Below are 18,420 nucleotides of genomic sequence, written 5' to 3'. Positions count from 1 at the left end.
ATTGGAAATTATGAAGCAGAAAAAGACTCAGAGATTAAAAAGAGTAAAGCTGACGGTTGCATATGACGGCACGGGTTATTGCGGATGGCAGATACAGCCGAATGGTATTACTGTCGAAGAGGTTCTTAATAAAGCGCTTTCCAGATTGACAGGTGAAGAAATTCATGTCATAGGGGCCAGCAGAACGGATTCGGGAGTCCATGCACAGGGGAATGTGGCTGTTTTTGACACGGTATCCTCTATCCCTTCGGAGAGAATGGCATATGCGTTGAATCAGAGACTGCCTGATGATATTGTAATAGTAAAGTCGGAAGAAGTTCCTCCGGATTGGCATCCAAGATATCAGGATGTAATAACCAAGACTTATGAATATCATATATATAATTCGCAGGTGCCGGATCCGCTGAAACGCAGAACAACAGCTTTTGTGTCTTTTTCCCTGGATGTGGAGAAGATGAGGGAAGGAGCTGCATATCTTGTGGGGACTCATGATTTTGCGAGTTTCTGTAATGTGCGAACGAATGTAGAGGATACAGTGCGGACAATTTACAATATTGAAATTCGCCGGGAAGGCAGGGAAATTATTCTGAAAATTACCGGAAATGGCTTTTTGTACAATATGGTCAGAATCATTGCTGGGACTTTGATCCGCGTGGGAAGAGGTTTTTATACGCCGGAGCGTGTGAAGGAAATACTGGAGGCGAAGGAACGGACGGAGGCAGGAGTGACGGCACCGCCTCAGGGGCTGGTTCTGGTGGAGGTACGTTATGGAGAGTAAGAGGAGAAATATCTATTTTGATAATGGAAGCACATCCTATCCAAAGGCACCGGGAGTTGCGGATGCAGTAGCGCATCTGTTGACGCACGGTGCCTTTAATATTAACAGGGGAAATTACGAGGGGGCTTATGAGGTTGCAGAGATGGTGCTGGAAACCAGAGAAAAACTGGCAGCACTTTTCGGAGCGTCAGATTCCAGGCAGGTGGTTTTTACACCGGGAATTACATTCTCGCTGAACTATTTTATAAAAGGTTTATTGAAGCCGGGAGATCATGTGTTGATTTCCGGTCTGGAACATAATGGAGTGATGCGTCCTCTGCATCAGATGGAGAAATGCGGTATTACATGGGAAATTGTGCCTACAGATATGGATGGAACAGTATTACCGGAGAATGTGGAGTCCTGTATTCGAAAAGAAACAAAGGCTGTCATTATGCTACATGCTTCGAATGTGTGTGGAACGATTCTTCCTATTGGAGAAATTGGGGAAATCTGTCATCGGTATGGGCTTTATTTTGCAGTGGATACAGCTCAGAGTGCGGGTTCGATTCCTGTGAAAATGCAGGAGTGGCATATTGATTTTCTTGCGTTTACAGGACATAAGGGGCTGCTGGGACCGCAGGGAATCGGCGGCTTTCTGCTTTCTGATCGCCTGAATGAGGTGCTGGTACCTGTGATAACGGGAGGAACAGGAAGTCAATCGGATTCGTATGATGTGCCGGATACTCTTCCGGATAAATTCGAGAGTGGAACGATGAATCTTCCTGGAATCGCAGGTCTCCATGCCGCGCTGTCTTATATAGAAAAAGTGGGGATGGATAAGATTCATGGAAAGAAAATGGAATTAACGGAATATTTTCTGGAACAAATCGGGCAGTTCTCGGATATACGCGTGGTGGGAAAACAGGGAATCCATGACAGAGTAGCTGTAGTTTCATTGGATTTTCAGGGAAGGGATAATGCAGTTGTAGCATTTGAACTGGAACAGAATTACGGAATCATGACACGGGTGGGATTGCATTGTGCCCCTTTGGCTCATGAGACGCTTCATTCATATCCGCAGGGAACGGTTCGCTTTGCTTTCAGCGCCAGCAATACAAAAGAAGAGATTGATGTGTGTATTCATGCAATACGGGAAATCGACATATAGAAGTTATCAATAAATATTGTTTTTTTATTATAAAAAACAATAAGAGAACCGCCCTTATGGCATTGCCTGACCTCCTAAAAAATGTTACGGTTATCTAAGAGAGAAAGAGGATGCGGAACAGGGGAATCCGCTCTTCGAGAAACGAACATAGGAGGAAACAAAAATGGCAGATTACAGAAAAATGTGGGAAGATCTGGGGATGGATGTGGAGACGCATGATCAGTTATGCGAGGTGCTTCCACAGGCATTTGGAGATGTATATCTCTCACAGGAGAACAGACCGGAATCCATGGATTATTATAACTTTGTGGTAGCGGAAATTCACGGGGTTCGTCCTGCGGAGTTGATCGAGCATCAGAAGAAGGGTGGAAAAGTATTCGGAACCTTCTGCATATATGTGCCGGATGAAATTGTATTTGCTGCAGATGCTATTGCTACCGGATTGTGTGGTGGATCTCAGTTCTGGGTACCGGGAGGAGAGAAGGTGCTTCCTACCAATACCTGTCCACTGATCAAGGCGTCTGTTGGAGCACGACTGGATAAGACATGTCCATTCTTTAGAATTGCAGATATGTATGTTGGTGAAACCACATGTGATGGAAAGAAAAAAGCATGGGAGATCCTGGCAGAGGATGTACCGGTTCATGTAATGGATATTCCACAGATGAAACGTGCAAAAGATATCAAAGCCTGGGCAGAAGAAATCACAGATTTTAAGAAGGTAGTAGAAGAATTTACCGGAAATGAAGTGACAGCAGAAAAGCTGGGTGCAAGCATTCACATGATTAATGAGAAGAGAAAAGCGCTGAAACGTCTTTATGATCTGAGAAAGAACGATAAACTTCCAATCAGTGGAAAAGATGTCCTTTTGATTTCTCAGATCGCATTCTATGATGATCCGACCAGATTTACCCAGATGACACACAAACTGTGTGATGAGCTGGATCAGAGAGTGGCAGACGGAGTCAGTGTATTTGCAGATGGAACAAAACGAATCATGCTGACGGGAACACCGCTTGCAATTCCGAACTGGAAGATTCATAATCTGGTTGAGACCAGCGGAGGAGCTGTTGTATGCGAAGAAATGTGTACCGGAACCAGATATTTTGAGAATCTTGTGGATGAAACAAAGACTACAGTAGATGACCAGATTCAGGCTATCGCAGAGCGTTATATGGGAATCAATTGTGCATGCTTTACACCAAATTCAGCGAGAATTGATGATATTATCCGCCTTGCTAAGGAATATAAGGTTGATGGAGTTATTGATGTAAATCTGAAATTCTGCAGCCTTTATGATGTGGAAGGCTACACAGTAGAGAGAGCATTGAAGGAAGCAGGAATTCCGGTTCTTGGAATTGAGACGGATTATGTGGACAGCGATGCACAGCAGCTTCGTACGAGAATCAGCGCATTTATCGAGATGCTGAATAAATAAGAAAGTCGGGATTTATCATGAAGGAGATACAGTATTATGTGTTGTTTCCCAACCATGATAATGGAATGCGGCTTCATAAGGAACTAAAAGCACTCGGGGTAAAGGCGGTAATAGCCCCAACCCCGAGGGTTGCCAGTAAATGCTGTGGGATTTCTTTGCTGATTCAGAAGGAAGATGTAGAAATCGTTGAGCAGTGTGTCCGGGACCATCATATTGAGATTTTAAAAATCGCCGAGGTGGAGAAGGACGTGAATCCCAACCGGGACAGATATTGTTAAGAATCAATAGAGAAGGAGACAGATATGTATTACGTAGGAATAGACATTGGTTCTACAGCATCTAAGGTAGTGGTGCGGGGAGAACAGGAAAAGCACTTTGTGATGCCTACCGGATGGAGCAGTAAGGAAACAACTGAGACAATTAAAGAAAAGCTGTTAATTGACGGGATAGATGTTCTGTCAGAATCTGTAAAAGTAGTTGCTACCGGTTATGGTCGTGTGGCAGTGGATTTTGCAGATTATGTGATTACGGAAATCACCTGTCACGCAAGAGGCGGAAGAGAGCTGGCCGGAGATAACGGCGCGATTATCGACGTGGGTGGACAAGACACCAAGGTGATTATTGTAGAACATGGAATGGTGCAGGACTTTTTGATGAACGACAAATGTTCTGCCGGAACAGGTAAATTCCTTGAGATTATGGCGAACAGGCTGGGGATTACGCTTCAGGAGCTTTTTGATATGGCGGAAGCAGGAACAGTTCTTCCTATTAGTTCTCTTTGTACCGTGTTTGCAGAGTCCGAGGTTATCAATTACATCGGAGAGGGCAGAAAAAGGGAGGATATTGCTGCGGGAGTAGTAGATTCAGTAGCAGCCAAGGTGGCTCAGCTCAGTCAGAGAAAGAGTCTTCCGGATCAGATTATTCTGACGGGAGGACTTAGCCACAGTACATATTTTACAAAAATATTATCGGAAAAAATAGGAAAAACAGTGAAGCCGACAGAGTTTGGCCGTTTTGCGGGAGCTCTGGGAGCAGCAATTCTAGCGGAAGAGAAGTCAAGATAATTGACTTCTTTTTTTGTGGAATAGAGATGTATTTTATTCATTTGTAGAAACGATTCGGACAATTAAAGAAAGAAAATGAAATTTATTCTCGTTAAAATTTAAGAAAATGGATAACAATAATAATAAAAATTGTCCAAATGTGTTAAAATTGAAAAAATGGATGGAAATTATACATAACCTTGTGTTAGTATAATTAAAATGATTAAATCTGTGGGAGGATTTTAGAAATGGAGATGTTATTAAAAGTGGTTCCTCTTTTCGGAGTTCTTGCACTGCTTTTTGCAGCATACCTTGCGGCAAAAGTAAACAAGCAGGATATGGGAACCGACAGAATGAAGGAGATTGCAGGCGCAATCAGTGAGGGCGCACAGGCTTTCCTCAAAGCAGAGTATAAGATTCTTGTAATCTTTATCGCTGTTGTATTTGTTTTAATCGGACTTGGCCTTAAGAGCTGGGTAACTGCCATCGCATTCGTTGGCGGTGCATTATTCTCTATTATTGCTGGATATTGTGGTATGACAGTGGCTACAAAGGCAAATGTCAGAACAGCAAATGCAGCAAAAGAGAGCGGAATGAACAAAGCACTTTCTATCGCATTCTCAGGCGGAGCTGTTATGGGAATGTGCGTAGCAGGTCTTGGAACACTGGGTGTCAGCCTTGTTTACCTTGCTACAGGTAATCCGGGAGTTCTCTCCGGATTTAGTATGGGTGCTTCTTCTGTAGCACTTTTTGCCCGTGTTGGCGGTGGTATCTACACAAAAGCTGCTGACGTTGGAGCAGACCTGGTAGGTAAAGTCGAAGCAGGAATCCCGGAGGACGACCCGCGTAATCCGGCTGTTATCGCTGATAACGTAGGAGATAACGTAGGTGATGTTGCCGGTATGGGCGCTGACCTGTTCGAATCTTATGTAGGTTCTCTTGTATCTGCACTTACACTTGGAATTGCTGTTTCAGGTGGTGTGAAAGATGCCGGAGTATTATTCCCGTTAGCAATTGCAGCAATCGGTCTTGTTGCTTCTATCATTGCTTCTTTCTTTGTAAAAGGTGGGGAGAATACCGATCCTCAGAAAGCTCTTTCAAAAGGAAGCTATGTTTCAGCAGCAATTGTTGTTATCTGCGCAGTTGTAATGAGTAATGTTTTATTCGGAAATATGAGTGCCGCAATCGCAGTTATTGCTGGTCTCATTGTTGGTGTTATTATCGGTAACGTAACAGAGTATTACACATCGGCTGACTATAAACCGGTTCAGAAGATTGGTGAGCAGTCCGAGACAGGACCGGCTACAACGATTATCAGTGGTATTGCAGTAGGTATGCAGTCTACAGCGATTCCGATGATCCTGATCTGTATCGGTATCTTTATCGCATTTATGGTATCCGGTCTGTATGGTATCGCTCTTGCAGCGGTAGGTATGCTTTCTACAACTGGTATTACCGTAGCAGTTGACGCATATGGTCCGATTGCAGATAATGCCGGCGGTATTGCGGAAATGTCCGGATTAGATGAGTCTGTTCGTGAAATCACAGATAAGCTTGACTCTGTAGGTAATACAACTGCAGCTATGGGTAAAGGTTTTGCGATAGGTTCTGCAGCACTGACAGCACTTGCTCTGTTCGTGTCCTATGCACAGGCTGTAGAGCTTGATGCGATCAATATCCTTGATCCGTTAGTAGTTATCGGTCTCTTTATTGGTGGTACTCTTACCTTCCTGTTCTCAGCTATGACTATGGATTCCGTATCTAAGGCTGCTTACAAGATGATTGAGGAAGTAAGACGTCAGTTCCGTGAGAAACCGGGCATCATGAAGGGAACAGAGAAGCCGGATTATACATCCTGTGTGGCAATCTCTACAACAGCAGCTCTTCACGAGATGCTGGTTCCTGGTATCATGGCAGTAGTAGTGCCGATCCTTGTTGGTGTTGTTCTGGGACCGGAAGCACTTGGCGGACTTCTTGGCGGTGCACTTGTATCAGGTGTTTTGATGGCAATCTTCATGTCCAACTCCGGTGGAGCATGGGACAATGCGAAGAAGTATATCGAGACAGGACATCACGGCGGAAAAGGAAGCGAAGCTCATAAGGCAGCAGTTGTTGGTGATACGGTAGGTGACCCGTTCAAGGATACATCAGGACCGTCTATCAACATCCTGATCAAGCTTATGACAGTTGTTTCACTGGTATTTGCACCACTGTTCATGGCTATTGGCGGATTATTATAAAATACAGATTTTGAATAAAATTGAAAAGCGGGAATTCAGACTTCGGTTTGGATTCCCGCTTTTTGCACCTGAAAATACCATTCACCCGTCAAAAATAACCGTTCAGACAAAATCTATTGATTAATTCTTAAAAAAATATAAAATAAAATCAAACATTTGAAACGGCCATTTCAAAAACGGAATGAGAAAATGAAATAAGGAAAAGGTGACGAGAGATGGAAAAGAAAAAAGGGTTTTCAATACCTCTTACGACGCAGATCCTGATTGCAACGGTAGGCGGTATTGTATTTGGAGCAGTTGTGGGGCCATGGGCTTCTAATTTGAAATTTATTGGTGATATTTTTATTCGTCTGATTCAGATGTCAGTTGTACTTCTGGTTATGTCTGCAGTAGCAGCGGCAGTAGGAAGCGGTGACGGACAGGATGTCGGAAAAATGGGATTCCATACATTTAAGTGGATTATTGGTTTTACAGTAATTTCAGCAGGTTTTGGTGTAGTTCTTTCCATGCTGTTAAAACCGGGAATCGGAATCGAGATTGCAAGCGCTGAGGAAGTGGCAAATGCAGCTGTAGAATCTTCTTCTCTGCAGGAAACAATTTTAGGATTCGTACCGACAAACATCATTGGATCTATGGCAGACAGTGCAATGGTTCCATGTATCGTATTCTCCCTGTTCTTCGGTATTGCAATGGGTGCATACACAAGACAGAGCGGAAACCGCAACATGGTAGAGTGGGTAAAAGGATTAAATTCTATTATCACAAATATTATCAAGACAGTTATGAACATTGCGCCAATCGGTATCTTCTGTCTGCTTGCTAACGTAGCAGGTTCTACAGGACTTAAGGTTATCATCCCGATGATGAAATTCCTTCTGCTTCTCCTGATTGGTGATGCAATTCAGTTCCTGTTATTTGGACCATTTACAGCAGCTCTCTGCAAGGTAAATCCGGCAAAAATGCCGAAGAAATTTGCTAAGATGTCCATTATGGCTGTAACAACAACTTCCGGAGCTATCTGCCTTCCAACTAAAATGGAAGACGAGGTTACCAAGTTTGGTATCAGCCGTAAGGTGGCAGACTTTACAGGACCGATTACCATGTCCATGAACAGCTGTGGTGCAGCACAGTGCTATGTGGCAGCAATTTTCTTCATGGCACAGTCTACTGGAATTGAAATGACTGTATATCAGATGGGTATGGCAATCTTGTTATCCTGTCTCATGTGTATGGGTACAATCTCTGTACCGGGTGGTTCTGTAATCGTATATACATTCCTGGCATCCTCATTGGGACTTCCTCTGGAAAGTATTGCAGTTCTGATCGGTATTGACTGGTTTGCAGGTATGTTCCGTACACTGATGAACGTAGACGTTGACGTTATGGTAGGAATGCTGGTAGCAAGTAAACTTGGAGAACTGGACCGTGACGTATACAACGAAAAGAAAGTAGTTACTTATTAATTAGCCAATCACGTTTACTAAATCATACATAACTCTCAAAAAAGTCTCTGGTGTATCTGGAATAGATGTACCGGGGACTTTTGCTTTATACAGAAAGATGGTATGATAAGAAAAGAAATGTAGTCAGGAGGAAATCCTTATGAAAGCAAATCAGTTAATATTTCAACTGATATTGAATATCAGCCTTCAGGTTATGGTAGCCAGCCTTCTGTCCAAATTGAAGATTGTCCAGGATGTCATTCTTCAGGAACGCAGAAGCTGGAAAAGTCAGGCCTTTTTGGCAGTGATATTTGGCGGAATGATTATTTTGTCCACGTATACAGGAATTGATATTGGCAGCTACAGTCTGAATACCCGTCTGATTGGTGCGATGGCGGCAGGCCTGCTGGGAGGGCCCATTGTGGGTCTGTATGCGTCTCTGATCGGTGCTATTTATGTATATTTTTTCTCCACACCTCAGGCTTTTGCAATGGCATCGGCTTTTTCTACCATGATATTCGGACTTCTTGGCGGTGGGTTTTATCCATATTTCCAAAGGGGAAAATGGAAGTATAAGGATTTGTTTCTGCTTGCCTGCTTTGCAGAGGTGTGCGAGATGGTGGCACTCCTCCGGCTGACGGTGACGGTCCATGTAAAACTGGAGACCATTCTCCCAAAATCGATTCCGATGATTCTTCTGAATGCAATTGGTATCCTGATTTTTATCTCTGTGTTTAACACGGTGTTCATCCAGCAGGATGAGGAAAGCAGCCGGCAGCTGCAGATTGCGTCCGGTCTTTCCAAAAAAGCTCTGCCTTTACTTCGGGAAGGATTCCAGGGGTCGGGTAATATGGAAGAAATGGCAGATATTATGTTACAGGAAACAGACTGGGTCGGTGTGATGATTACAGACCGAACTAAAATTCTGACATGGAAGAAAAAAGAGATAGAGTATGAACCGGAGAACGAAGAAGATATCCTGCAGATTGGAAAGGATGCCATGGAGCATATGGAGATGGCGACTTTGTACCAGGTGCCTCTTACCAGTCCTTTATATGATTGTATGAAAGAATTCTCACTTGTGGCGGTTCCATTTGTAATTCAGGAACAATCCGTGGGCTGTATGATCGTCTGGATGAAAAAGCAGTGGGTATTTCGCCAGAGTGAGCTGGAGCTTCTGCAGAACTTTGTGACAATCGGTTCTTTTCAGATAGCGATGGCGGATTTTGAACATCAGACTATGATGCGCCAGAAGGCGGAGTTCAAGGCACTTCAGTTTCAGGTAAACCCGCATTTTCTCTTTAACGCATTGAACACGATTTCCTGTGTGTGCAGGGAGGATCCGGAGCGTGCAAGAGAACTTTTGATTATACTTGCTAATTATTTCCGCTATAATCTGGACTATGAAGCGTACCTGGTGCCAATGGAGGAAGAGTTGAACCATGTGAGAGATTATCTGGCGATTGAGAAGGCCAGATTTGAGGATAAGCTGGAAGTAAGTTATGAACTTCCGGAGCAGATGAATATTCAGATTCCAACGCTGATTCTTCAGCCGATTGTGGAAAACGCTGTGCGTCATGGCAAGGATGCAAGAGGACGCAGAATCGTTCATATCCGTATCTGGGAAGAGTCAGAAATGTTTGTAGTTGTAATCAGCGATTGCGGACAGGGATTTGCCGATGGAGTACTGGAGAGGCTGGAACAGGGAGAACCCATCGGAAGCAGCATTGGACTTAGCAACGTACATAAAAGGATGCAGAGTATTTACGGAAAAGAACACGGATTAAAAATCACAAGTACTGAAAAAGGCAGCAGTGTCAGGTTGGAATTTGTGAAGGAGAAGACAAAGGAGAAAGAGAATGAGGATAGCGGTCATTGATGATGAGAGACCGGCAAGGAGTGAACTTAAGCATCAGCTTCTGGAACTTCTGCCGGATGCGGAGATTGAGGAAGGGGATTGCGGAGCAGCCGCATTGGAACTGGCAGGCAGCAGGAAATTTGACATCATTTTCCTGGACATTAATCTGGGGGACATTAATGGAACGGTTCTGGTTAATGCACTGAAAAATATGCAGCCGGGAGTAAAAATCGTATTCGTAACTGCATATTCGGAATACGCGGTTCAGGCATTTGAGCTGGAAGTAGAAGACTATGTCATGAAGCCTTATGATAAAAAGAGGCTTGAGAAAGTGCTGAAAAAATGCTTTGCAGAGCAGACAGCAAAACCGGAGCAGGAGGCACCAAAACGGATTGCGATCAACAGCAATGGGAAGACCATTTTCGAGGACATCCAGAACATTGTTTATATTGAAACATACAACCGGGGATGCATGATTCACGCGGAAGGAAATGAGTATTACGAGAGTAAATCTCTTGGAGAGTATGAGAAGCGCCTGGAAGGAATGCAGTTCTTCCGGATGCATAAGAGCTATCTGATCAATCTGGATAAAGTGAGGGAGGTATTCCCGTGGGGCAGTAACAGCTTCTGTCTGAGAATGAAGGGTTACGATGATAATATCCTTCCGATTGGACGGGATAAGGTCAAAGTGCTCCGACAGCTGCTTGGGTGTTGACAAAAGAGTAAAAATGCGATAGCATATCAATCAGGCAAAGAGAGTAAAAGGCTTTGAAAAGAAAAAGTAGCAGCCGGGGCACCCATACAGAAAGCAGCCGGGAGATGAGAGGCGCATGAAGGAACCGTTTGTGAATACATCTTGGAGCTCCGTACCGAAAGAAAACGAGTAGGCTGCGGCGTAAGACATGCGTTATTTGTTCGGGCTGTGTAAGCAGCCGGGTGAGACTGTGGGTGTGAGTCCATGGTGAATCAAGGTGGTACCACGGGAATATAACCTCGTCCTTATTATAAGGACGAGGTATTTTTTTCGTAAAAAAGAGAGTATAAAAGAAGAGGAGAAGAAAGATGGGAATTTATGAAGAATTACAGGCGAGAGGACTGATCGCACAGGTTACAGATGAGGAATTAATCAGAGATCTGGTGAATAATGGAAAGGCAACATTTTACATCGGATTTGACCCGACAGCAGACAGCCTTCATGTAGGACATTTTATGGCGCTTTGCCTGATGAAGCGTCTGCAGGAGGCCGGAAATAAGCCAATCGCTCTGATCGGCGGAGGTACTGCCATGATTGGAGATCCGTCCGGCAGAACAGATATGCGCCAGATGATGACACCGGAGACCATTCAGCATAACTGCGAGTGCTTTAAAAAGCAGATGAGCCGTTTTATTGATTTTTCAGATGGAAAGGCATTGATGGTAAATAACGCAGACTGGCTGATGGATCTGAATTATATTGAAGTTCTGCGTGAAGTGGGTGCTCATTTCTCCGTTAACCGTATGCTGGCAGCGGAGTGTTACAAGCAGAGAATGGAAAAAGGACTCAGCTTCCTGGAATTCAATTACATGATTATGCAGAGCTACGATTTCTATGCATTATACCAGAAATATGGATGCAATCTGCAGTTCGGTGGAGATGACCAGTGGAGCAATATGCTTGGCGGTACAGAGCTGATTCGCCGTAAACTTGGAAAAGATGCAAGTGCTATGACGATTACTCTTCTTCTTAACTCAGAAGGAAAGAAGATGGGAAAGACGCAGAGCGGTGCTGTATGGCTTGATCCGAATAAGACATCTCCGTTTGATTTCTACCAGTACTGGAGAAATGTTGCGGATGCAGATGTATTAAAATGTATCCGTATGCTGACCTTCCTCCCGCTTGAGGAAATTGATAAGATGGATTCCTGGGAAGGTGCTCAGCTTAATACAGCAAAAGAAATTCTTGCATACGAGCTGACCAAACTGGTACACGGCGAAGAAGAGGCGAAGAAAGCACAGGAGTCTGCGAGAGCGCTCTTTAGTCAGGGGGCGGCAGCAGATATGCCGACCGCAGAGCTTACGGCGGATGATTTTACAGATGGCAATATTGACATTCTTACTATGATGGTAAAAAGTGGTCTGGTTCCGTCCAAGTCTGAGGCACGCCGCGCAGTACAGCAGGGCGGTGTGGCTGTAGACGGTGAGAAGGTGACTGACATTTATCAGTCATTTGCGGCAGCAGACATGGAAGGCGAAGGCCTGATCGTAAAGAAAGGTAAGAAGAATTTCCGTAAGGTTGTTGTGAAATAGGAGTGAAAGATATGGAATTTAAAGAAATAAAAATAGAAGATTTATCATTTAATCCGTTTAATAAAATCGGAAAGCAGTGGATGCTGCTCAGTGCCGGAACGGAAGAAAATTGTAATACAATGACGGCCAGTTGGGGTGGTCTGGGTATTATGTGGGGCAAGCAGGCAGCTACAGTATACATCCGTCCTCAGAGATACACAAAGGAATTTGTGGACAACAGTGAGTTATTCACCATTTCTTTCCTGGCAGAAGATTACAGAAAAGCGTTGAATTTCTGCGGAAGCTTTTCGGGAAGGGAAGTAAAGGATAAATGGGAGATGGCAGGTCTGCATCCGGTAGCTGTAGATGGAACAGTCGGAGTGGATGAGGCAGAAATGATCTTTGTATGCAAAAAGATGTACCATCAGGAAATGAAACCGGAGTGCTTTGATGCGCCGGAAAATGATGCAAAATGGTATCCTGATAAAGATTACCACACCATGTATATTGCAGAAATCCAGAAGGTTTTGGTAAAAGGTGAATAAGCGCAGGCGGGATTAGTCGATGGATATCCCGGGGCAGCGCTCTAAAATCTGATCTATATTTTTAATAATTCCGGAGGCTCCAACCTGTTCAATACAGATGGAGGCTCCGGAATTTGCAAATTGACCGCATTCCGGCAGGGATAATCCTTTTCTGAGTGCGTACAGGAAACAGGCAGTAAAGGTGTCGCCTGCACCTGTGGTATCTATGCATTTTGCGGAAGGATAAGCCGGAATCCAGAAACGTTCGGATTTGGACTTGATAAAACATCCTTTTTTCCCCGCTTTCAAAATGACATGTTTTACGCCGCAGTCCAGAAAGGCCTCTGCAATTTCGTCCCAGTCGTTCAGACCGGTCAAAAGAGCTGCCTCCTCATAATTGGGGAAAATATAATCCAACAGCGAGAGACAGTCTTTCATATCTGCAATATTCTCACCGTTTTTTCGCTTGGTCATATCTGCACACAGAATCATACCTTTTTGTTTTGCATAAGAAAATAGATTTGCGAGTGCCGCATTATCAAAGGTAGGAGCTACGAAAATGCTGGCAAAGCACAGGATGGCGCCGTCTTCCAGTGCATCATCAGGGATGTCAGACGGACAGAGTTTTCTGAGACTTCCGTTTGGAGAAGTGATGAAATGCCGTTCTCCGTCTGCGTCAACAAAAACCACATTGATTCCTGTGGAAATAGCCGGGTCCTGTGAAATGCTGTCTGTTTTTATTCCGCGTTTACGGCAGGTGTCCAGCAGAAACTCCCCGGCAGAATCCTGGCCGATTTTGCTGACGAGGCGAACAGATCCGCCCATAGCAGCCAGAACTGAAGCTTCATTCAGGGCGTCGCCTCCGGTCTGCATGGCAATCTGATCCGCAGGATGTGATCCGGTAGAGAAAACGTCCGGGTTTACCGGCTGCGCCAGAACATCGATGATAGCTGCGCCTATTATAATAAAATCTGTTGAATTTCCCATACTGTTTTCTCCTTTCTTATCCGGACACCTGATTGTATTAACAGAACTTCAAATATTTTACACTGTAAGGAGGCATATCAAGCTGACCATTCAGCTGCATCTCCTCATTGGTCAGGAGGTCTGTTACACTTCCGTTTAAATCTCCGTGACTGGCTGTAAATGCATCTCCGGAGGCATTGATCGCAACAAAAACTTTCTCATTTTCAGAAGCCCGTTCAAAAATGAGCTGGTGGTTAGTAAGAACCACATTGCGATAAGAACCATTGCAGAGACCGTCACTTGACTGGCGGACACGGATGAGATCTTTTATAAATGAAGTGAGCTCATTCGGTTCCGGTTTCTCGAAACATGGACGAAGTGCGTAGTCATTGTCCGGTGCTTTCTGTCCTTCTGCGCCCCACTCGCTTCCATAATAGATGCAGGGAACCCCGGGCATGCCAAGCAGCAGTCCATAGGCAAGCGGTATATGAGCCTTGTTAGTAAGGATGCTGGCAAGACGGGTGACATCATGATTATCCGCAAAGGTCATCAGATGCTTACCACGGTAAATACACCATTGGTCAGAACCGAACTGCCGGTGCAGGGAATGGGCGATCTCAAACATATTCATAGAATTAAAGCTGGAAAAAAGCCCTTTATAACATTCGTAATTGGTACAGCTGTGCAGCATCTCGTCATTAACGATTAAATTATAATCCCCAAACAAAACCTCGCCGATCAGGGCAAAATCCGGTTTTATTTCCTGTGAAAATGTCCGGAGTCTTCGCATAAAGTTATGATCCAGACAGTATGCAACATCCAGGCGAAGCCCGTCGATGTCAAAGGTATCAATCCAGAATTTGACGCAGTCAAGCAGATAATCTACGACGGCAGGATTCTGAAGGTTCAGCTTAACAAGCTCATAATGTCCTTCCCATCCCTCATACCAGAAACCATCATTATAGCAGCTGTTTCCGTCAAAATTCAGATGGAACCAGTCTTTGTACGGGGAATCCCATTTCTTTTCCTGAACATCGCGAAATGCCCAGAAACCGCGACCTACATGATTAAAAACACCATCCAGAACGATTTTAATATTGTGATCATGCAAATCCTGACATACCTCGGCAAAGTCTTCGTTTGTTCCAAGTCGGCAGTCAATTTTTCGGAAATCCCGGGTGTCATACCCGTGGTTATCGGATTCGAAAATTGGATTCAGTAATATAGAAGAAATGCCCAGATTTTCTAAATACTCGGTCCATTCCTTCAGCTTCAAAATCCTGGGAACGACCTTTCCGTCATTTGAGGTCGGTGCTCCGGTAAATCCAATCGGATAAATTTGATAAAATACACTGTTATAAGCCCACATAAGCAGTCCTCTCTTTCCAAATTGCTGTCATTGCATTATTTTAACATTTTTTATTGGATATTTACAGACTTCTTTCAGAAAAGTATAATAAAAAGAGTAAGGAAAAAGCGCAGAAAAACGCAAAAAAATGGTTGACAGGAAATAGAGGATGGAATATACTATAACAGTATGACAAAAGGAGAAACAGCGCAGCCAAAGCCCCGGAAGCGACTGATTTCGATAGAAAGATAATAGTAAAGAGATGTAATGATTCATAGGAGGTAAACCAATGAAAACTTATATGGCTAGTCCAGACAAGATTGAAAGAAAATGGTATGTAGTTGACGCTGCAGGATATACATTAGGACGTTTAGCTTCCGAAGTAGCTAAGGTTTTAAGAGGAAAGAACAAACCTGAATTTACACCACATATCGACACAGGAGATTATGTAGTAGTTGTAAACGCAGAGAAGGTAAAAGTAACTGGTAAGAAAATGAGCCAGAAGGTATACTACAATCACTCTGATTATGTTGGAGGAATGAGAGAGACAACATTAGCAGAGATGATGGACAAGAAGCCGGAGAAGGTTATCGAACTCGCTGTAAAAGGCATGCTTCCGAAGGGACCTTTAGGAAGATCCATGATTAAGAAACTTCATGTATATGCTGGACCAGAGCATGAGCAGCAGGCTCAGAAGCCAGTAGAACTGAAATTTTAATTAGGAATGGTCGAAAGGAGGATATAAAATGGCTACAGCAAAATTCTACGGAACAGGAAGAAGAAAAAAATCAATCGCAAGAGTATATTTAGTACCGGGAACAGGTAAGATTACTATAAATAAAAGAGATATCGATGAGTATCTTGGACTTGAGACACTGAAAGTTATCGTTCGTCAGCCGTTAGTTGCTACAGAGACAGACGGAAAATTTGACGTAATCGTTAACGTAAAAGGTGGCGGATACACAGGACAGGCAGGAGCAATCCGCCATGGTATCTCCAGAGCTCTTCTTCAGGCAGATGAAGATTACAGACCGGTTCTTAAGAAAGCCGGATTCTTAACACGTGATCCACGTATGAAAGAACGTAAGAAATACGGTCTCAAAGCAGCTCGTCGCGCACCACAGTTCTCAAAACGTTAATTTGGAGCGAAGCGACAACGAGAGAAAACGAAGTTTTCTCGAGTCTGTTTCAAAGCGACAACGAGAGAAAACGAAGTTTTCTCGAGTCTGTTTCAAAGCGACAACGAGAGAAAACGAAGTTTTCTCGAGTCTGTTTCGAAGATATCAAAAAGATTTTTGTCCCGGAAGCAATTTTGTTTCCGGGATTTCTTCATATCTTGTCAAGTCGTTGACCGTAGATTCAATTATACTTTAATCAAGTCACCTGGGTCAGGGTTAGATGATGACCGCAAATCCAAGAAATCTCAAACAAGTCACTCAAGTCGTCGAAGAAGGATGACTGCAAATCCAAGAAATCAAAAACAAGTCACTCAAGTCATCGAAGAAGGATGACTGCAAATCCAAGAAATCAAAAACAAGTCACTCAAGTCATCGAAGAAGGATGACCGCAATTCCCAAAATCAAATATAAGTCAATAGAAGGAGAAAAAGCTATGCGAGGTTTAAAACATATGCTCTTACAGGAGCAGAAGTATCTGGAAAACATTGTTGAAAAAGCAAAAGAAGGCTTGGCTACAGCACCGGATGGGCACCTTAGAATTTCCAAAGATAAAAACAAAATCAGATATTATCATTGTACAGAAGATAATAGTGGAATCTATATTCCGAAATCAGACAAATACTTACCTCAAGAGCTAGCTCAGAAAACTTACAACTTATCTGTGGTAAAAAAGGCAGAATCGAGACTAAAGCAGATTAAGAAAATCATGAGAGATTATTCAGATGATGAGATCGAGGAGCTTTTCACATCTCTGCATGCAGGCAGGCAAGCCCTCATTACGCCTGTGGAGCCAACATGGAAGCAGCTTGTTGACGAATGGAATGTAGAAAAATACCAGGGAAAAGAATTTCAGGAAGGACTTCCCTTGATATTAACAGAACGCGGTGAAAGAGTACGTTCGAAATCTGAGAAAATCATGGCAGATTATTTCTTCAGGAACAAAATCGAGTATAAGTATGAATGTCCACTGTACTTAAAGGGTTACGGAACAGTTTATCCGGACTTCACATTCCTTTCGCAAAAAACAGGGGGAGAAATATACTGGGAACATGACGGGAGGATGGATGATCCGATATATGCAAGAAATGCAGTTAAAAAGATAGAAGCATATGAAAATAATAATATTTTCCCGGGAGAAAAATTAATTCTTACTTTTGAAACGGAAAGTACAATCCTCAATACAAAAACAATAGAAAAACTGGTGAATAAATATCTGGTGTAAAAGATTTTGAAAAAATTCACGGGCTTTTTATCATTTTATATAAAGCTGTGGTAGAATCTATATAAATGAGTTGCAAAGTTATGAAGTAAAATCGAGAGGTATGAGACTTTATGTTAGCGCCAAGAAAAGTTAAATTTGAAGCACAGAAAAGAGAGAATGAGAATCTGGAATTCAGAACATTTTTAAAGTGTAATGCAGATGAAAAAGAATTGGATCAACAGTTTTTAGCATTGCATGACGAGTTGTTCGCACAATATGATTGTAATAGATGTAGAAATTGCTGCAAGATGTATCATGGAAGTATTCCGGAGGAAGATGTTGAGAAAGACGCACTGTATTTGGGAATAGACGTTACAGATTTTACTGAACAATATTTGTTGGGGAAAGATTCCGAGGGGAATTACCAGACAAAGCATAAGCCATGTGACTTTTTAATCGCAGACGGGAGTTGTAAATTGGGGGATTGCAAGCCTGAAAGCTGTAAAAAATATCCGTATACGAATCAGCCGGAACGTTTGTGGAGTTTATATAGTGTGTTAGATGTGGTGTCTGTTTGTCCGGTGGCTTTTGAAATCTATGAAAGGCTGAAAAAGGAATATGGGTTCAAAAAATAAAATGAAATGGTATACACTATTTAGACAACACATTTTAGGATAAAAAAGCGGGAATCCTCGGTAATTCGATTGCCGAGATGAAAGCTCTATAGTGCCAGAGGGACGTCGTGAAAGGTAAAAGATTCAAGTTTGTAAAATTGCAGACGGTCTCTCTGGCGTGTTATGTAATAACAGAACAAATATTCGAATTTTGATTGCGGTAAAATTGCTCATATGATATACTATGTGTATGAAAGAAATTTAATACATTCAGGGACATGTGTATATAATATTAATTACCATGTGGTGTAGTCAGTCAAACATAGAAAAAAGATACTTTCTGCTGACATTGTTTTGTATCTGGGCCTCCTAAGC

General features: G+C 43.1%; 17 protein-coding genes and 1 other annotated feature. Of the genes, 15 read left to right on the top strand and 2 right to left on the bottom strand.

Annotated elements, in window-relative coordinates; translation table 11 throughout:
* Nucleotides 1-10: 10 nt before the first annotated feature.
* From truA to ACQRCC_RS06915, 11 genes are all read left to right on the top strand, one after another.
* On the top strand, nucleotides 11-778 hold the full coding sequence (truA, locus tag ACQRCC_RS06965) for a tRNA pseudouridine(38-40) synthase TruA (RefSeq protein ID WP_427850094.1): 768 nt from the start codon (nucleotides 11-13) through the stop codon (nucleotides 776-778).
* Nucleotides 768-1,928, top strand: coding sequence for an aminotransferase class V-fold PLP-dependent enzyme (locus ACQRCC_RS06960; protein WP_427850093.1), 1,161 nt, complete (start codon nucleotides 768-770; stop codon nucleotides 1,926-1,928). Before truA ends, ACQRCC_RS06960 begins: the two co-directional genes overlap by 11 nt.
* 163 nt (nucleotides 1,929-2,091) lie before the next feature.
* Nucleotides 2,092-3,366: a double-cubane-cluster-containing anaerobic reductase gene (locus ACQRCC_RS06955; RefSeq protein ID WP_427850092.1), complete on the top strand. Its 1,275-nt coding sequence runs from the start codon at nucleotides 2,092-2,094 to the stop codon at nucleotides 3,364-3,366.
* Between the two features lie 17 nt (nucleotides 3,367-3,383).
* Complete coding sequence (locus tag ACQRCC_RS06950) at nucleotides 3,384-3,644, top strand: DUF3343 domain-containing protein (protein ID WP_427850091.1); 261 nt, start codon at nucleotides 3,384-3,386, stop codon at nucleotides 3,642-3,644.
* 24 nt (nucleotides 3,645-3,668) lie between these two features.
* A complete protein-coding gene (locus tag ACQRCC_RS06945; protein ID WP_427850090.1) occupies nucleotides 3,669-4,430 on the top strand; it encodes an acyl-CoA dehydratase activase in 762 nt (253 codons plus the stop codon).
* Nucleotides 4,431-4,657: 227 nt separating this feature from the next.
* The gene (locus ACQRCC_RS06940; protein ID WP_427850089.1) at nucleotides 4,658-6,649 is read left to right on the top strand and encodes a sodium-translocating pyrophosphatase; all 1,992 of its coding nucleotides are present in this window, start codon (nucleotides 4,658-4,660) and stop codon (nucleotides 6,647-6,649) included.
* 215 nt (nucleotides 6,650-6,864) lie between these two features.
* Entirely contained in the window at nucleotides 6,865-8,112 is a 1,248-nt protein-coding gene (locus ACQRCC_RS06935) for a dicarboxylate/amino acid:cation symporter (RefSeq protein WP_427850088.1), read from the top strand.
* A gap of 139 nt (nucleotides 8,113-8,251) precedes the next feature.
* Nucleotides 8,252-9,970, top strand: a complete 1,719-nt coding sequence (locus ACQRCC_RS06930; RefSeq protein ID WP_427850087.1) for a LytS/YhcK type 5TM receptor domain-containing protein — start codon at nucleotides 8,252-8,254, stop codon at nucleotides 9,968-9,970.
* Nucleotides 9,951-10,664: a LytR/AlgR family response regulator transcription factor gene (locus tag ACQRCC_RS06925; protein WP_427850086.1), complete on the top strand. Its 714-nt coding sequence runs from the start codon at nucleotides 9,951-9,953 to the stop codon at nucleotides 10,662-10,664. Before ACQRCC_RS06930 ends, ACQRCC_RS06925 begins: the two co-directional genes overlap by 20 nt.
* A gap of 44 nt (nucleotides 10,665-10,708) precedes the next feature.
* Nucleotides 10,709-10,953: a binding site (T-box leader), on the top strand.
* A gap of 58 nt (nucleotides 10,954-11,011) precedes the next feature.
* Nucleotides 11,012-12,235 carry a tyrosine--tRNA ligase gene (gene tyrS, locus ACQRCC_RS06920; protein ID WP_427850085.1) on the top strand — a complete coding sequence of 408 codons (1,224 nt, stop codon included), beginning with the start codon at nucleotides 11,012-11,014 and terminating at the stop codon, nucleotides 12,233-12,235.
* Between the two features lie 11 nt (nucleotides 12,236-12,246).
* Entirely contained in the window at nucleotides 12,247-12,759 is a 513-nt protein-coding gene (locus tag ACQRCC_RS06915; protein WP_427850084.1) for a flavin reductase, read from the top strand.
* Nucleotides 12,760-12,771: 12 nt separating this feature from the next.
* On the opposite strand, the gene ACQRCC_RS06910 is transcribed toward ACQRCC_RS06915, so the two are convergent.
* Entirely contained in the window at nucleotides 12,772-13,725 is a 954-nt protein-coding gene (locus tag ACQRCC_RS06910; RefSeq protein WP_427850083.1) for a carbohydrate kinase family protein, read from the bottom strand.
* A 37-nt stretch (nucleotides 13,726-13,762) separates the two neighbouring features.
* Complete coding sequence (locus ACQRCC_RS06905; RefSeq protein ID WP_427850082.1) at nucleotides 13,763-15,073, bottom strand: alpha-amylase family glycosyl hydrolase; 1,311 nt, start codon at nucleotides 15,071-15,073, stop codon at nucleotides 13,763-13,765.
* 268 nt (nucleotides 15,074-15,341) lie between these two features.
* Here ACQRCC_RS06905 and rplM point away from each other — a divergent pair, with 268 nt between their 5' ends.
* The 4 genes from rplM to ACQRCC_RS06885 all read left to right on the top strand — a co-directional run bounded on the left by rplM (nucleotide 15,342) and on the right by ACQRCC_RS06885 (nucleotide 18,066).
* Complete coding sequence (rplM, locus tag ACQRCC_RS06900; protein WP_427850081.1) at nucleotides 15,342-15,770, top strand: 50S ribosomal protein L13; 429 nt, start codon at nucleotides 15,342-15,344, stop codon at nucleotides 15,768-15,770.
* A 28-nt stretch (nucleotides 15,771-15,798) separates the two neighbouring features.
* Nucleotides 15,799-16,191, top strand: coding sequence for a 30S ribosomal protein S9 (rpsI, locus tag ACQRCC_RS06895; protein WP_427850080.1), 393 nt, complete (start codon nucleotides 15,799-15,801; stop codon nucleotides 16,189-16,191).
* A gap of 421 nt (nucleotides 16,192-16,612) precedes the next feature.
* Entirely contained in the window at nucleotides 16,613-17,452 is an 840-nt protein-coding gene (locus ACQRCC_RS06890; RefSeq protein WP_427850079.1) for a hypothetical protein, read from the top strand.
* A 110-nt stretch (nucleotides 17,453-17,562) separates the two neighbouring features.
* Nucleotides 17,563-18,066, top strand: coding sequence for a YkgJ family cysteine cluster protein (locus ACQRCC_RS06885; protein ID WP_427850078.1), 504 nt, complete (start codon nucleotides 17,563-17,565; stop codon nucleotides 18,064-18,066).
* Nucleotides 18,067-18,420: the final 354 nt, after the last annotated feature.

Source organism: Sporofaciens sp. SGI.106, from assembly GCF_050314255.1.
Lineage (GTDB): Bacteria > Bacillota > Clostridia > Lachnospirales > Lachnospiraceae > Claveliimonas.
This window is presented reverse-complemented; position numbering and strand designations above follow the sequence as displayed.

What these genes read in the sequence shown, in the direction of transcription:
- ACQRCC_RS06915 (WP_427850084.1), top strand. Translation starts at nt 12,247, where the DNA reads ATGGAATTTAAAGAAATAAAAATAGAAGATTTATCATTTAATCCGTTT.
- ACQRCC_RS06950 (WP_427850091.1), top strand. Translation starts at nt 3,384, where the DNA reads ATGAAGGAGATACAGTATTATGTGTTGTTTCCCAACCATGATAATGGA.
- ACQRCC_RS06940 (WP_427850089.1), top strand. Translation starts at nt 4,658, where the DNA reads ATGGAGATGTTATTAAAAGTGGTTCCTCTTTTCGGAGTTCTTGCACTG.
- truA (WP_427850094.1), top strand. Translation starts at nt 11, where the DNA reads ATGAAGCAGAAAAAGACTCAGAGATTAAAAAGAGTAAAGCTGACGGTT.
- ACQRCC_RS06930 (WP_427850087.1), top strand. Translation starts at nt 8,252, where the DNA reads ATGAAAGCAAATCAGTTAATATTTCAACTGATATTGAATATCAGCCTT.
- ACQRCC_RS06910 (WP_427850083.1), bottom strand. Translation starts at nt 13,725, where the DNA reads ATGGGAAATTCAACAGATTTTATTATAATAGGCGCAGCTATCATCGAT.
- ACQRCC_RS06935 (WP_427850088.1), top strand. Translation starts at nt 6,865, where the DNA reads ATGGAAAAGAAAAAAGGGTTTTCAATACCTCTTACGACGCAGATCCTG.
- ACQRCC_RS06955 (WP_427850092.1), top strand. Translation starts at nt 2,092, where the DNA reads ATGGCAGATTACAGAAAAATGTGGGAAGATCTGGGGATGGATGTGGAG.
- tyrS (WP_427850085.1), top strand. Translation starts at nt 11,012, where the DNA reads ATGGGAATTTATGAAGAATTACAGGCGAGAGGACTGATCGCACAGGTT.
- ACQRCC_RS06885 (WP_427850078.1), top strand. Translation starts at nt 17,563, where the DNA reads ATGTTAGCGCCAAGAAAAGTTAAATTTGAAGCACAGAAAAGAGAGAAT.
- ACQRCC_RS06905 (WP_427850082.1), bottom strand. Translation starts at nt 15,073, where the DNA reads ATGTGGGCTTATAACAGTGTATTTTATCAAATTTATCCGATTGGATTT.
- rpsI (WP_427850080.1), top strand. Translation starts at nt 15,799, where the DNA reads ATGGCTACAGCAAAATTCTACGGAACAGGAAGAAGAAAAAAATCAATC.
- rplM (WP_427850081.1), top strand. Translation starts at nt 15,342, where the DNA reads ATGAAAACTTATATGGCTAGTCCAGACAAGATTGAAAGAAAATGGTAT.
- ACQRCC_RS06890 (WP_427850079.1), top strand. Translation starts at nt 16,613, where the DNA reads ATGACCGCAATTCCCAAAATCAAATATAAGTCAATAGAAGGAGAAAAA.
- ACQRCC_RS06960 (WP_427850093.1), top strand. Translation starts at nt 768, where the DNA reads ATGGAGAGTAAGAGGAGAAATATCTATTTTGATAATGGAAGCACATCC.
- ACQRCC_RS06945 (WP_427850090.1), top strand. Translation starts at nt 3,669, where the DNA reads ATGTATTACGTAGGAATAGACATTGGTTCTACAGCATCTAAGGTAGTG.
- ACQRCC_RS06925 (WP_427850086.1), top strand. Translation starts at nt 9,951, where the DNA reads ATGAGGATAGCGGTCATTGATGATGAGAGACCGGCAAGGAGTGAACTT.